The following is a 13,641-nucleotide window of genomic DNA, read 5'->3' as shown; positions in this document are numbered from 1 at the left end:
TTCACAAATGCAAGAAAATCAGTCGTCGCGGTGGACTTTTTCGCGCCGCTCGTGGCGTTCCTGTGCCTCAAGGCTCATCGTGGCGATGGGCCGGGCGTCCAGACGCTTGAGCGAAATCGGTTCACCGGTGACTTCGCAATAGCCGTATTCGCCTTCGTCGATGCGGCGGATCGCGGCGTCGATCTTGGCGACCAGTTTGCGCTGACGGTCCCGGGTGCGCAGTTCCAGCGCGCGGTCCGTTTCCTCGCTGGCGCGGTCGGCAACATCGGGAATATTGCGGGTATTGTCCTGCAACCCCTCGATGGTGTCACGGCTTTCGGCCAGGAGTTCCTGTTTCCAGTCATAGAGCTTACGACGGAAATACTCCTGCTGCCGGTCATTCATGAAGGGTTCATCTTCAGCCGGACGATAATCATCCGGCAGGAACACGTCTTGCTTCATTTCGCTACCTTTGGTTTGCCCCATACTGCCGGTCTTCCTCGGTATTGTTTACAAACTCAGCGGCTCCCCCCGCATGCCGCAGCGTTTATCCCCTGCGCAGGCGATTGTCACTACACAATAGTACGCACAAAGGGTTAAAACCTGCATAAGAGCGCCCCCAGGGGTTGCAGCGAGGCAACGAGGCAGGAAAGACATGCAGTTTCAGGGCACTAAGGATTATGTCGCGACCGAAGATCTGAAAATCGCGGTCAATGCCGCGGTCACTCTGGAGCGGCCGCTGCTGGTGAAGGGCGAGCCGGGCACCGGCAAGACCGAGCTGGCGCGGCAGGTGGCGGATGCGCTGGGACTGCGGATGATCGAATGGAACGTGAAATCCACCACCCGCGCGCAGCAGGGGCTGTATGAATACGATGCGGTCAGTCGGCTGCGCGACAGTCAGCTGGGCGACGAGCGGGTGCATGACGTCAGGAACTACATCAAGAAAGGCAAGCTCTGGGAGGCCTTTGAGGCCGATGAGAAGGTCGTTCTGCTGATTGACGAAATCGACAAGGCCGATATCGAGTTCCCGAACGACCTGTTGCAGGAGCTCGACAAGATGGAGTTCCATGTCTACGAAACCGGCGAGACGATCCGGGCCAGGCAGCGCCCGATCATGATCATCACCTCCAACAATGAAAAGGAACTGCCGGACGCGTTTCTGCGTCGGTGCTTCTTTCACTACATCCAGTTTCCCGATGCCGAAACCATGCGCAAGATCGTCGAGGTGCATCATCCCGGTATCAAGGACAGCCTGCTGACCACCGCGCTGACGCAGTTCTACGAGATCCGCGATACGGCCGGGTTGAAGAAGAAACCTTCGACCTCAGAGGTGCTGGACTGGCTGAAGCTGCTCCTGGCCGAGGATCTGAGCGCGGAAGATCTGAAGCGCGATGGCGCGGATGCGCTGCCGAAACTGCATGGCGCGCTGCTGAAGAACGAACAGGATGTGCATCTGTTCGAGCGGCTCGCCTTTATGGCGCGGGGACGTCGCTGAAGGCCAGCCGCGCAGGATCAGACCAGAGGCCCCCCCCTTGTTGCGGGCCTTTTTTGTCCTTGCTTCCGTATCAGACGGGCTGTTGCTCTTCTGGTCGTAAATAGGCCTGCGCTGTCTGCTTCAACAGAAGCCGCAGCTTGCGCGGGCGCCCTTCGATGGCAAGGTGCACGACCTGCTCCAGACAGTTCAGCTGTTTGAGCCGTTGCGGGACATTATGATGGGTGCCGGGCATCACATAGTGGCGAAGGGTGTCGCGCCGGGGAAAGCGGTCCCGTTGCGGTGCCTCGCGGCCATGTCGCCCGTGGATGACGGTATAATCCGTGCCGTCACGAAAATGATCGGCAGCAGATTGCACCTCGTAATGCGAGATCCGGTTGCGATAGGCCGCCCAGCGTGTTTCGTCAGGCACGATATCGGGGTGGATCGAAATCTGCGGCGCAAAGGCGAGAACGGCGTCTATGCGGGTAACGGAGGATGCGACGATGGCGCTGAAGCCGCCCATGGAATGGCCCATCGCAATCACACGGGTGGCGCCGCATATCGCGCGGTAACTCTCAATTTCGGCACCGATGCGGCTCAGAAGACCCGGCGTGTTCAGCCAGCTTCGCTGCGGATCCGCGATGAACAGGGTGTTGTGGCGGCCATTTCCCGTCGCGCTTCGCGCGAATTCATAAGGCGGGCAGGTTTCGGCATCCTTGCCAATCCCTGAAAAACACACGACGAGCCTGTCGCCGGGTCCGCGATGCGCCCATGTGACCAGATCATCGCAGGACAGCCGGGGTGTGATTGTAAGCTGTGATGGAGGCACGTCCGCTCCCTGATCGCTGAGCGTTGTTTACGGTGCTCACGCATGGTGCGCGGCGACGCGACGGGTTGGTAAGGGGGCGGCACATACACCGGCCTGCTGACGGCTGAGTGCGCCAGTGGGCTGGACCGGCGCCTATGCCGCGTCTTCCGTCTGCGGTGTGGGGGGGCACCGCGGGATTGCCCCGTCGGCCTGCCCTGCCCGCATGGAAGCGGTCACAAGGTCAATACGCCTCGCGCAGGAAGCGTTCGACGCGCTCGGGGTCATCCTCGATCATGCGCAAGAGGATGCGGGCGGGACGTTCCGGCAGGCGGCGGCCCTGTTCCCAGTTGCGCACCGAGCCGAGGCGAAAGCCGAAGTGGCTGCAAAAGCGTTCCTGCGACATGCCGAGGGTCTTGCGCAGGCGCACGACATCCACCATCGGCACCTCGCGGGTTGCGATGGTCTCCAAGGGCGTCTTGCCGGAGATGTCCTCCTGCATCTGTTTGAGCGCCATGGCGTCGCGGTCCGCTTCGCTTTGCTGGCGGATACGGCTGCCGGTTCGACGCCGTGCGTGATGCTCTGCCCGATGATCTGCCATGTCAGTTGCCCTCCTTCAATAGTGCCTTGATCCGGGATTTGACCACATCCAGGGCCAGATCCCGCACTGCCCGTGCCCCCTGCGCCATCAAGCCGGACAGCCGCGGATCGGGCTGTCGGCGGTGGATCCGCAGCACATAGACCATCATCAGATCAGGGCTGGCCTGATGGATGCGGTAGCGCAGCGCCAGATCCCCGGCGACATGGGTGTAATCTTCATCCGTCTTGCGCCCGATGGTGGGGTCGCGCACCAGGGTTGCGATCAGCCGGGCCAGCTCATCCTCGTCTAGATAGGCGTGGATGGCGTCCTCGACCGCGACCGGGGTGATGCGATAATCCACCCGCAGGCATTTCTGTGTCTCTTTGCGTATATACGCCATTGGCGTAGCCTTTTCAACCTGTCTCTGCGTTCCGTCACCGCTGGCAGGGTTGATCGGACCCGCCGTGATGCACAACCTCTGTCTGCATCAACAGAGACGCACCGCCCGCGGCGCGGGCGAAATTTTGCCGTCAATGTGATGCCGGGTGGCTCTTCTCATTGTCACACCGCTGCGATAAGGCCAGCCATAACATTGATTTTTAACCCTGTCTTGGCACAAGCTGGGGCGATCGCGCCGCAGGAGATATCGCTTGTTCACATTCCGGCCCCCCATCGCGGCCCCGCGCAAGCCTGCCAGCGGCAGCAGCGGCCCGGCGGCTGCCCCGTCCCGCGTGTTCCGGCGTGGCTGCGCCGCGCTGGTGCTGCTCGCCACACTGGCGGGATGTGGCACCGGAAGCGCCCCGCCGGCCCCCGGTCACCGCGGCGCGGCCACGGCGGCGCTGGCCCCGGCCAAGAGCTTTGCCCGTGCCCATCCGGTGGTTCCGCAGCGGGCCAACAGCGATATCGCACGGGATTTCCTGGATCTGCATTTCCAGCTCGAAGGCGGCACCGAACTGCCTGTGTTTACCCGGTTTGAAACTCCGATCACGCTGCGCGTCACCGGCCAGCCGGGCAGCGGGCTGACCCGCGATCTGGAGGTGCTGCTGCTGCGGCTGCGCCGAGAAGCGGGGCTGGACCTGCGGCAGATGACCACCGGGGCGGCCAATATCACCATCGAAGCCGTGCCGCGCAAGGCGATCCGCCGCGCCTCGCCCCGGGCGGCCTGTTTCGTGGTCCCCAACGTCAGCTCGCTGGCGGAGTATCGCCGCTACAAGCGCCATCCGCGCACCAATTGGGCCAATCTGCGCGCCCGTCAGCGGCTGGCGATTTTTGTGCCGAATGATGTCAGCCCGCAAGAGACCCGCGACTGCCTGCACGAAGAGCTGGCGCAGGCGATCGGGCCGCTGAACGATCTCTACCGGCTGCCGGATTCGGTGTTCAACGATGACAATATCCATACGGTACTGACCGGGTTTGACATGCTGATCCTGCGGCTGGGCTATGCGCCCGAGCTGCGTACCGGCATGACACGGGCCGAGGTGGCCGCGCGCCTGCCTGCCATTCTGGCACGGCTGAACCCGGCAGGTGCCGGGCGCGCCGCGGCGCCACTGCCGCGCACCTCTCGGGACTGGATCCGCGCGACCGAGGCGGCGCTGACACCGGGCACTGGCCGCGGCACCCGTTTGCAGGCCGCCCATCGCGGCGCCGCCATTGCCCGCGATCTGGGCTGGCAGGATCACCGGCGGGCGTTCAACCACTATGTGCTGGGGCGCATTTTGCAGCGGGACGAGCCGGAGCTGGCGCAGCAGCATTTCGAGACCGCGCTGATCTATTTGCAGGGGCGCTATGACAGCCCGCTGCTGCGCGCGCAGATCGCCAGCCGCATGGCGGCCTTTGACATCGTGCGCGGCGACGGCGCCAGCGCCCTGGCGCGGATCCGCCCTGCCCTGCCGGTGGCAGCGCGCGGCGAGAATGCGGTGCTGTTGTCGAGCCTGATGCTGCTGGAGGCCGAGGCGCTGCTGCTGGAGGGGCAAACTGACGCTGCCTATGCGGTCAGGCTGGACAGTCAGGGGTGGGCGCGATACGGGTTTGGCCCGGATTGGGCGGTCCGGGGGGCAATGCGCGAAATCGCAGCCCTGGCGCCGCCGCAATAACCGCAGCTGAGGGGCGCACCGGCTTGACCCGGCCCGCGGCGGCCCCACCTGAGACCTGAACACTCTAACATACGGACATTGGCATGATCGTAATCGGCGCATTGATCATTGGCGCATTCCTGGGGGCCCGTACGGCCCAGAAACGCGGCGGCAGCTTGGCGGACAAACTGCAATATGGCGCTGCATACGCCATTGTTTTTGGTATTCTGGGGATGTTTGCAACCATCCTTGCGGACCGCGCCCTGCTCTGACGCGGGGCTATGGGCCGCGACATGACCGCCTGATCAGCCCTGACGGAGACCCCGATGTTTCAGCCCTTCTTTGAAAATCTGCGCAAGGCGGCGGTTCCGGTATCCCTGCGGGAGTATCTAACCTTTCTCGAGGGGATGAAGGCCGGGCTGGCGACCTATGATATCGACGCTTTCTACTATCTGGCGCGCGCCGCCATGGTGAAAGATGAGCGCAATATCGACAAATTCGACCGTGCCTTTGCCACGACATTCTCGGGACTGGAGGCGATCCCCGCCGAGGCGGTGATGCAGGCCGTGGATATCCCCGAGGAGTGGATCCGCAAGATGGCGGAAAAGCATCTGAGCGAGGAAGAGCGCCGCGAAATCGAGGCGCTTGGCGGGTTTGAAAAACTGATGGAAACCCTGAAAGAGCGGCTGAAGGAACAGGAAGGCCGCCATCAAGGCGGCAACAAGTGGATCGGCACCGCTGGCACCTCGCCTTTTGGCGCCTATGGCTACAATCCCGAAGGCGTGCGCATCGGCCAGAAGGAAAGCCGCCACCAGCGCGCCGTGAAGGTCTGGGACAAGCGCGAGTTCAGGAACCTCGACGGCGATGTCGAACTGGGCACCCGCAACATCAAGGTGGCGCTGAAACGGCTGCGCCGCTGGGTGCGCGAGGGCGCTGCCGAGGAGCTGGACCTCTCCGGCACCATCCGCGCCACCGCCGAACATGGCTATCTGGATGTGAAGACCCGGCCCGAGCGGCACAATGCGGTGAAGGTACTGCTGTTTCTGGATGTCGGCGGGTCGATGGATCCGCATATCAAGGTGGTGGAGGAGCTGTTCTCGGCGGCGCGCAGCGAGTTCAAGCATCTGGAATATTTCTATTTCCACAATTGCCTCTATGAAGGGGTCTGGCGCGACAACCGGCGCCGCTGGGAGGCGCAGATCCCCACCCATGAGGTGCTGCGCACCTATGGGGCGGACTATAAATGTATCTTTGTCGGCGATGCCTCGATGTCGCCTTATGAAATCGCCTATCCCGGCGGCGCCAATGAGCATTGGAACCCGGAGGCAGGTCAGGTCTGGCTGGAGCGGGCGCGGGCGCAGTGGGCCTCACATCTGTGGATCAACCCGGTGCCGGAGGCCTATTGGGGCCATACCCATTCGATCCAGATGATCCGGGAGATTTTCGAGGATCAGATGGTGCCGATGACATTGGCGGGACTGGAGCGCGGCATGCGGGAGCTGACGCGCTAGGCCCGGCAGCCCGCACAGGCCACGCGCGGCGAAAGCTTGCCAAGTCACCCCGCCTCGGGTAGACCAAGCGCCAGAGAATTGGAGAGTTTATGTCCTGGTGAAGAAGGGGCGGCAGAGGCCACCCCGGTTTGCAGATTGCCCCGGTGAAGACCACCTGCGCTCATCCGCAGGTGTCAGGAAAGATCTGCGCGACATTCATCAGAGACACGGATCCGGGCAGGCCCCGCGATCACACCAAGAAAGACATTCCCAATGACAAGGGACTATTCCCAATTCCTGAGCCCCGCCTCCACTGACGGATCTGCCGATACCGCGCGACCGCTGAGCCCGCTGGAGCATCTGGGCTGGCAGAGCTTTTTCTCTCAGCAAACCGATCTCGAAGAGATCGCCAGCCATCCGCCCGTGCGTATCACCGAGGTGAACCGTAGCGGGCTGCGCGCCCTTGGCGATGGCATCGACATGGTGATCCCCCCCGGCCCCGAGGCCACGGTGGGCGACTGGCTGATGCTGGACGCCGAGCTGCCGACCCATAGCCGGGTGCTGGAGCGCAAGAGCCTGATCCGCCGCCGCGCGCCGGGCAAGGATCGCAAGATCCAGCTGATTGCGGCCAATATCGACACCATGTTCGTGGTCACCTCCTGCAACGCGGATTTCAACGTCGCGCGGCTGGAACGGTTTATCGCCATGGCCTTTGACGCGGAGGTGACGCCGGTGATCGTGCTGACGAAGATCGACCTCTGCGACGATCTTGAGCCCTATGTCACCAAGGCAAAGGCGATTTCCGATCTGGTTGAGGTGGTTCCGCTGAACGCCAAGAGCGAGACCGCGCGCGAGGCGCTGGCGCCCTGGGTCCGGGCCGGGCAGACGATTGCCTTTCTCGGCACCTCCGGCGTGGGTAAATCCACGCTGACCAAGGCATTGGGCGATGATCTGGATATCGCAACCCAAGGCATCCGCGAAGATGACGCGCGCGGGCGCCACACCACCACCCGGCGGCAGCTCTATTTCATCGAAAACGGCTGCGGCGTGCTGGACACGCCGGGAATGCGGGAGTTGCAGCTGACCGATGCCGCCGAGGGGGTGAGCGATGTTTTCGCCGATCTTGAAGAGCTGTCCACCCAGTGCCGGTTCCGCAACTGCGCCCATGAGGGCGAACCGGGCTGCGCGGTGCAGGCCGGTATCGCAGCCGGCGAGGTGGACCCGGCGCGGCTTGACCGCTGGCGCAAGCTGGCGGCGGAGGAGGCGTTCAACTCGGCCTCGCTGGCGCAGCGCCGTGCCAAGGACAAGAGCTTTGGCAAGATGGTGAAAACCGTGAAGTCGATCAAGAAACGCAACCGGAAGTAACCGCGCTGCGCGATCAAGACAGAAAGGGCGCCTCGTTGGGGCGCCCTTTTGCTATGTGCAGATGCGGGGGTTTTGCCCCCTGCCACCCGGTCAGCTACCGCCCTGTAGCAGCGGCGTGATGCGGCGTACGGCAGCGCGGCGGTTGGCGCGCTCGGCGCGCTGTGTCACCACCGCCAGATCGGTTTCCCCATAGCCCTGCACCACCATGTTTTCCGGCGGCACGTTGAAGTATTCGGTGAGCGCCAGCGCGACACTCTCGGCGCGGCGGTCCGATAGTGCCAGATTATAGGGCGCGGCACCGACCGCATCGGTGTGGCCTTCGATCAGGAACACGTCCTGCGGGTTCTTTGCAATCATCTCGCGCATGGCATTGCCCAGCGCCGATAGCTCTTCGGCCTCGGCGGCGCGGATCACGGCAGAACCGGTCTCGAAGTTGATGGATTGCACGGTGATTTCCGGCACCAAGCGGCGCACCGCGTCAATATTGCGGATCTGGCGCAGGGAGAAGCGGCGGTTGACCTGCGGCGCTTCCTTTGCCGCCAGCGCCAGCGCCAGCTCATCGGCGCTGATCGCGTCGCTGCTGAAACCTGACTGACGCGGCGCGGCAGTGGGCAGTTCGGAGACCACAACATTGTCGCTGCGCTGGGTGTCGTCGAACAGGACCACGGTGCTGCCATCGGTCAGCGTGCGGGTGCGGCGCAGCACCCGGCCATCGCGGGCGCGGATGGTTTCCACCTCTGCGCCATCCTCGCGTACGACAACGGTCCGGGTGGACCCGTCCTTGAACTTGTAGGTGGTGACATTGCTGCCGGGCTGGCGAAGCAGGGCGTCGTCATTCTTGATCACCCGGTACTGGCCGTTCTGTTCAACCACCGCGCGGTCGCCGGAATTGCTGACAACGGTTTCGCCCTGTTTCAGGAGCTGGCCGATGGCCACGGCCCCCAGTCCAAGCAGAGCGGCCTTCTGCAACTTGCTGAGACCGTCATCGTCGTTGTCTGCGGTGGCAGCGGCGCTGTTGCTGTCAGTTTCAGCGTTTGCAGACGTCTCGGCAGTGGCCTCGGCCTCAGCCGCCGGGGTGTTCACCGCAGTTTCAAATTCCTCATCCGAACTGCGCGCGCTGTCCTCGGTCACGGTTTCCTCGACAACCTCTGCCTCCTCGGTGGCGGCGGCGCTGGCCGCTGCGGCGGCGGCGCTGTCATCTGCCTCCTCGGTCTGGGCAAGGGCGTCGGCCTGGGCCTGACTGTCGAGCGGCTCAACCTCGGGTTCGGGTTCAGGATCGGACGCAGGTGCAGGGTCGGTCCCGGCCTCAGCCTCTGCCAGCGCTGCGGCCAGTTCGGTGTCGGACGTGGTCTCGGCCTCAGCCGTAGCCTCGGGTGCGGCGGCGGCGCCTGCCTCTGTGCTGGCGGCTGTACCCACCCCGTCATTGGCTGCCGGCTCCACCGGTGTCTCTGCCTCTGCGGTGGTTTCACCTGCGCTCTGTTCAGCGGCTGTCTCTGCCGTCTCGGCCGGAGCTTCGGTCGGCGCGGTCTGAGATTCGGCAGGTTCTGGGGCAGGTTCAACCGGAGCGGCGGCGGCCTGCTCGGCCTCGGTCGGCGCTGCTGGCTCAGCCTGTTCGCCTGCCTCAGGTGCAGGCTCAGCCTGTTCAGCGCCCGCCATCAGCGCAACGGACGCGAGCGCCGAATCCAATGCTGCGTCCAGCTCTCCGGTGACATAGGCCTGGCAGAATTGTGCCTTGGCCCCTTTGCCCTTGCCTTTGAGGATCTCACCCTCGGGGGTGATGCGGCCGTTTTGCAGCCAACGCAGGCAGCGCTGCACGGCCTCGGTGATCTGCTCCGCCGTCATCTGGCTGAGATCGGTCGGATCCGATTTGGACTGCGCCGGTGCGGCGACCGGAAGGCTGAGAGAGACGATGACCGCCAACGCGGTCGAGGATCTGAGAAGCTGCGAAACCATGCGGTGTTCCTTTCGCTGTGCGGTGCAAAGCCTAAGGAGCCAACTCGCGGCAAAGCAAATAAGTTGCCTGTGAGGGTCATTTTTCGGCCAGAGCCTGCCGATGCGGGCGTCGGGCGCCGGGGTCAGTCGGCGGTCAGCATCTGCATCAGGCGCTGTTTTTCGCCGCTGTCATCCTGACGCGCGAGCATATCCGCCAGATCCTGAAGCGCGGCAATGGAATGGCCTGCGCGAAAGCTGTCGACATGAGGCAGCATGGCGCGGATGCCGCGCGCCTTGGGGGCGAACCCGTCAAAGCGCAGCAAGGGGTTGAGCCAGATCAGACGGCGCGCGGAGAGATGCAGCCGCTGCATTTCCGCGCTGAGCTGATCGCTGTCGTCGCGGTCCAGCCCGTCGGTGATCAGCAGGACCACGGCCCCCTGCCCCATGACGCGGCGCGACCAGTCACGGTTGAAATCATGCAGGCAGGCGCCGATCCTTGTGCCGCCCTCCCAGTCCTGCGCCTCGGCCCCGGCTGCGGCCAGGGCGGCATCAACATCGCGCTGCGCCAGATGGCGGGTAATGTTGGTAAGCCGTGTGCCGAAGGTAAAACCATGGACCCGCGCCCAGCCCGGCCCCTTGCGATTGGCGACCGCATGCAGGAAATGCAGGATCAGGCGGGAATATTGGCTCATCGAGCCGGAGATATCGCAGATCACCACCAGATTGGGCCAGCGCAGCCGGCGCTGCGCCCGTGCGAGGGTCGTGACCTCTCCGCCCTGACGTGCGGCCTGGGCGAGCGTGCGCCGCCAGTTGATCCGGCTGCCAGAGGGAGCCGCCATCAGACGGCGCGACTGAATGGGGCGGATCGGCAGCTGCATCTTGGCCAGCATCCGCTTGGCCTCGGCCACCTCGGCGGTGCTCATCTGCTCAAAGTCGAGCTGCCGCAGCCGTTCCTCGCGCGACATGGTGAGTTCGGCGTTTAATTCCAGCTGTTCCGGTGGCTCCTCCCCCTCCGGCGGGTCAGGGCGATCCGGTGCCTCAGCCCCGTCCAGCAATGCCTCGGCGGCGCGTTTCTGGGCCGGTTTGGCGGCCTTCTCCTCCTGCGTGCCACGGATTGCGGGCAGCATCGCCGCCATCATATGCTCCAGAAAGCGCGGATCGCGCCAATAGAGGCGAAAGATCTGCGCAAAGACCTGACGATGCTCCGGCTTGGAGACAAAACAGGCGTGCAGCGTCCAGTAGAAATCCTGTTTCGAGGTAAAGCCAGCAGCGGCAACAGCCTCCACCGCCTCGCTCACCCGGCCCGGACCGATAGGCAGCCCAGCGCGGCGCAAAGCCCGCGCGAAATGGGTGATGTTCTGCGCCAGCCGGGGCGTTTCCGGGAGCGGCAATGGCGGGTATTCAGGCATATGGACAGGGCTGGCGCATCAGGCGGGACCCAGCGCGGCACGGGCCTGATCGAGAATGCGTTTGGCCTCTGATCCATGCAGGCGGCTGATATCATCCTGATATTTCAGGATGGCCCCCAGCGTGTCGGCGATCACCTCGGGCGACAGGTCGATCACATCCAGCGCTAGCAGGCAATTGGCCCAGTCGATGGTTTCGGCGATGCCCGGGCGTTTGAACAGATCCTCGGTGCGCAGGGCCTGCACAAAGGCGACGACCTCCTGCGACAGACGCGGTGCGAGACCGGGAGCGCGGGCGGTCAGGATCTCCATTTCGCGCTCAAAGTCCGGGTAATCCACCCAGTGATAGAGACAGCGGCGTTTCAGCGCGTCATGCACCTCGCGGGTGCGATTGGAGGTGAGGATCACAATGGGCGGCTCGGGAGCCTTGATGGTGCCAAGTTCGGGGATGGTGACCTGAAAATCGCTGAGCGCCTCAAGCAGGAAGGCCTCGAACGGCTCATCGGTGCGGTCGAGTTCGTCGATCAGCAAGACAGGTGCGCCCGCCGGGTCCGGCTGCATCGCCTCAAGCAGCGGGCGGCGGATCAGATAGTCGTCGCTGAAGAGTTCCGCCTGAAGCGCAGCACGGTCGCTTGCCTCCCCGGCGGCGACTTCGGCGGTGCGGATGGCCATCATCTGGGCGGCAAAGTTCCATTCATAGACGGCGCTGGCGGCATCCAGCCCCTCGTAGCATTGCAGCCTTATCAGCCGACGTCCAAGCGCGGCGGCGAGTGTCTTGGCGATCTCGGTCTTGCCGACCCCGGCCTCGCCCTCCAGAAACAGCGGCCGACCGAGGCGCAGCGACAGGAAGACCACCGTGGCAAGCCCGCGATCCGCGACATAGCCCGCGCCTGTCAGCAGGGTTTGCACCGCATCAATGGAGCCGGGCAGACCGTTGGCCTGAGCCTGCCCCTGAGCCCGTCCCCGAGCCTGGGCGCTGTCCGCTGCGTGGCGGGTGGGATTTTCCGGCTCGACCGCCTGTGTTTCCTGCGACATCTGCCCCCCCTTCTGGTCCCTGATCAGGAGACATCTGGCCCCTGACCAACAGGCCATATGTTCGGCACCAAGAGGCCATGCCGAACCGGTCGGGTCAAGCGCTTGTCGATGCCACTTTGGTCTCATAGACGCCCCGCCGACCACGCCCGCACCGCATGTACCGATCTGCACAGCAAGGCCCAAACACCCGGCGCAGCGGCGCATGACATTGACCGGCTTTCGCTGCAATGCGATGACAGAGGCAGGCCATCCGCCCCAAGGGCGCGCCATGCCCCAAGGCGGCGACGGCACAGACGTAGCGGGAGACAGCATGCGAACACTGGCCGTAACATGTGTAAAGAACGAAGGGGCTTTCCTGCTGGAGTGGATCGCCCATCACAAGGCCGTCGGCTTCAGCGACATTCTGATCCTGTCCAATGACTGCGCGGATGGCACCGACCGGATGCTGGATCGACTGGATGAACTGGGCCATATCACCCATCTGCGCAACGACGGCCCCTATGACAAGGGCGGCATCCAGTTCACCGGGCTGAAGAAAGCGGACAAACACCGGCTGATGCGCAAGGCGGACTGGGTGATGGCGTTTGACGTGGATGAGTTCGTCAATATCCACGTCGGAGACGGCCGCCTGACCGACCTGCATGACGCGCTGCCGGATGCGGATGCGATCACCCTCACCTGGCGGCTGTTCGGCAATGGCGAAACGGTGCGCTATCAGGACCAGCCGGTGACCGACAGCTTTACCCGCTGCGCACCGGAGGTGATCCACTGGCCGTGGCGCGCGGCGATGTTCAAGACGCTCTATCGCAATGACGGCACCTATCGCAAACTGGGGGTGCATCGCCCGCGAAGCCCACAGGAGGAGGCCGCGCTGGCGCGGTATCGCTGGTTCGACGGATCGGGTCGTGAACTGGGTCAGGACTTCAGGACGCAGCGGATCTACTCCAACTATGGTCAGTCGAATTTCGATCTGGTGCAGCTCAACCACTACCCGCTTGGCGCGATGGAGAGCTATGTGCTGAAAGCCGACCGCGGACGGGTCAACCGCCCGGGCGAGCTGGGCATGGATTATTGGGTGGAACGCAATTTCAACACCGATGAGGACGGCAGCATCGCCCGCTATCGCCCCGCCCGTGAGGCGATCGCCGAGCTGCTGCGCGAAGACCCCAAGCTGCAGCGCCTGCACGAACGTGCGGTGCAGTGGCGCCACGACCGCTTTCGCATGTTGATGCAGCAGGACGCCTATCGGACATTGTTTTCGCGCCTGCTGATGACTCCGCCTTCGCGGCTGATCAGCCCCGGAACCGCCCGCACTCTCGCCGGTTTTGCCACCTTGGGCCGTCACAGCGCGCAGCAGGGCAGCGACAAACCCGACAATGGGCAGGATTGAGCAGTGGGCAGAGCTGAGCCTTGACCGGATGCGATCGGCCCGCCCGCGCAGCAAGCTATTCCGCCTCCTTTTGCGCGCAACAATGGCCGACAAACCGGCCTTACAATTTCCAA

The 13,641-nt window shown here is 64.0% G+C and carries 13 protein-coding genes; 6 read left to right on the top strand and 7 right to left on the bottom strand.

From position 1 onward, the window contains the following. Positions 1-18: 18 nt before the first annotated feature. Positions 19-441 (bottom strand): RNA polymerase-binding protein DksA, encoded by a 423-nt coding sequence (dksA, locus tag VWZ85_RS18210; protein WP_340545175.1) that lies wholly within the window; start codon positions 439-441, stop codon positions 19-21. Between the two features lie 193 nt (positions 442-634). Here dksA and VWZ85_RS18205 point away from each other — a divergent pair, with 193 nt between their 5' ends. Next, entirely contained in the window at positions 635-1,474 is an 840-nt protein-coding gene (locus tag VWZ85_RS18205; protein WP_340545174.1) for an AAA family ATPase, read from the top strand. 70 nt (positions 1,475-1,544) lie between these two features. Here VWZ85_RS18205 and VWZ85_RS18200 read toward each other — a convergent pair whose 3' ends face one another. The 3 genes from VWZ85_RS18200 to VWZ85_RS18190 form a co-directional block, all read right to left on the bottom strand. Next, entirely contained in the window at positions 1,545-2,282 is a 738-nt protein-coding gene (locus VWZ85_RS18200) for a hypothetical protein (RefSeq protein WP_416589350.1), read from the bottom strand. A 220-nt stretch (positions 2,283-2,502) separates the two neighbouring features. Continuing rightward, positions 2,503-2,859 carry a helix-turn-helix domain-containing protein gene (locus VWZ85_RS18195; protein WP_416589349.1) on the bottom strand — a complete coding sequence of 119 codons (357 nt, stop codon included), beginning with the start codon at positions 2,857-2,859 and terminating at the stop codon, positions 2,503-2,505. Position 2,860: 1 nt separating this feature from the next. Next, a complete protein-coding gene (locus VWZ85_RS18190; protein WP_340545171.1) occupies positions 2,861-3,238 on the bottom strand; it encodes a hypothetical protein in 378 nt (125 codons plus the stop codon). A 331-nt stretch (positions 3,239-3,569) separates the two neighbouring features. Here VWZ85_RS18190 and VWZ85_RS18185 point away from each other — a divergent pair, with 331 nt between their 5' ends. The 4 genes from VWZ85_RS18185 (at position 3,570) to rsgA (ending at position 7,765) form a co-directional block, all read left to right on the top strand. After that, positions 3,570-4,931, top strand: a complete 1,362-nt coding sequence (locus VWZ85_RS18185; protein ID WP_416589390.1) for a DUF2927 domain-containing protein — start codon at positions 3,570-3,572, stop codon at positions 4,929-4,931. Between the two features lie 83 nt (positions 4,932-5,014). Beyond that, the gene (locus VWZ85_RS18180) at positions 5,015-5,182 is read left to right on the top strand and encodes a hypothetical protein (protein ID WP_340545170.1); all 168 of its coding nucleotides are present in this window, start codon (positions 5,015-5,017) and stop codon (positions 5,180-5,182) included. Positions 5,183-5,236: 54 nt separating this feature from the next. Continuing rightward, positions 5,237-6,421: a vWA domain-containing protein gene (locus VWZ85_RS18175; protein WP_416589348.1), complete on the top strand. Its 1,185-nt coding sequence runs from the start codon at positions 5,237-5,239 to the stop codon at positions 6,419-6,421. Positions 6,422-6,673: 252 nt separating this feature from the next. Beyond that, a complete protein-coding gene (gene rsgA, locus VWZ85_RS18170; RefSeq protein WP_416537764.1) occupies positions 6,674-7,765 on the top strand; it encodes a ribosome small subunit-dependent GTPase A in 1,092 nt (363 codons plus the stop codon). A gap of 90 nt (positions 7,766-7,855) precedes the next feature. On the opposite strand, the gene VWZ85_RS18165 is transcribed toward rsgA, so the two are convergent. From VWZ85_RS18165 to VWZ85_RS18155, 3 genes are all read right to left on the bottom strand, one after another. Continuing rightward, positions 7,856-9,718: an OmpA family protein gene (locus tag VWZ85_RS18165; protein WP_416589347.1), complete on the bottom strand. Its 1,863-nt coding sequence runs from the start codon at positions 9,716-9,718 to the stop codon at positions 7,856-7,858. Between the two features lie 122 nt (positions 9,719-9,840). Next, positions 9,841-11,106, bottom strand: a complete 1,266-nt coding sequence (locus tag VWZ85_RS18160; protein WP_416537766.1) for a vWA domain-containing protein — start codon at positions 11,104-11,106, stop codon at positions 9,841-9,843. A gap of 18 nt (positions 11,107-11,124) precedes the next feature. Continuing rightward, positions 11,125-12,138: an AAA family ATPase gene (locus VWZ85_RS18155; RefSeq protein ID WP_416537767.1), complete on the bottom strand. Its 1,014-nt coding sequence runs from the start codon at positions 12,136-12,138 to the stop codon at positions 11,125-11,127. Between the two features lie 310 nt (positions 12,139-12,448). Here VWZ85_RS18155 and VWZ85_RS18150 point away from each other — a divergent pair, with 310 nt between their 5' ends. Then, positions 12,449-13,528 carry a glycosyltransferase family 2 protein gene (locus VWZ85_RS18150; protein ID WP_416589346.1) on the top strand — a complete coding sequence of 360 codons (1,080 nt, stop codon included), beginning with the start codon at positions 12,449-12,451 and terminating at the stop codon, positions 13,526-13,528. The last annotated feature ends 113 nt before the right edge of the window (positions 13,529-13,641 follow it).

Origin of the sequence: Phaeobacter sp. JH20_29, from assembly GCF_048056175.1 — a bacterium.
Lineage (GTDB): Bacteria > Pseudomonadota > Alphaproteobacteria > Rhodobacterales > Rhodobacteraceae > Phaeobacter > Phaeobacter bryozoorum.
Note: the sequence above shows the minus strand (reverse complement) of the source record. Positions and strands in the feature narration are given on the sequence as shown.

What these genes read in the sequence shown, in the direction of transcription:
- dksA (WP_340545175.1), bottom strand. Translation starts at nt 441, where the DNA reads ATGAAGCAAGACGTGTTCCTGCCGGATGATTATCGTCCGGCTGAAGAT.
- VWZ85_RS18205 (WP_340545174.1), top strand. Translation starts at nt 635, where the DNA reads ATGCAGTTTCAGGGCACTAAGGATTATGTCGCGACCGAAGATCTGAAA.
- VWZ85_RS18195 (WP_416589349.1), bottom strand. Translation starts at nt 2,859, where the DNA reads ATGGCAGATCATCGGGCAGAGCATCACGCACGGCGTCGAACCGGCAGC.
- VWZ85_RS18190 (WP_340545171.1), bottom strand. Translation starts at nt 3,238, where the DNA reads ATGGCGTATATACGCAAAGAGACACAGAAATGCCTGCGGGTGGATTAT.
- VWZ85_RS18180 (WP_340545170.1), top strand. Translation starts at nt 5,015, where the DNA reads ATGATCGTAATCGGCGCATTGATCATTGGCGCATTCCTGGGGGCCCGT.
- VWZ85_RS18175 (WP_416589348.1), top strand. Translation starts at nt 5,237, where the DNA reads ATGTTTCAGCCCTTCTTTGAAAATCTGCGCAAGGCGGCGGTTCCGGTA.
- rsgA (WP_416537764.1), top strand. Translation starts at nt 6,674, where the DNA reads ATGACAAGGGACTATTCCCAATTCCTGAGCCCCGCCTCCACTGACGGA.
- VWZ85_RS18165 (WP_416589347.1), bottom strand. Translation starts at nt 9,718, where the DNA reads ATGGTTTCGCAGCTTCTCAGATCCTCGACCGCGTTGGCGGTCATCGTC.
- VWZ85_RS18160 (WP_416537766.1), bottom strand. Translation starts at nt 11,106, where the DNA reads ATGCCTGAATACCCGCCATTGCCGCTCCCGGAAACGCCCCGGCTGGCG.
- VWZ85_RS18155 (WP_416537767.1), bottom strand. Translation starts at nt 12,138, where the DNA reads ATGTCGCAGGAAACACAGGCGGTCGAGCCGGAAAATCCCACCCGCCAC.
- VWZ85_RS18150 (WP_416589346.1), top strand. Translation starts at nt 12,449, where the DNA reads ATGCGAACACTGGCCGTAACATGTGTAAAGAACGAAGGGGCTTTCCTG.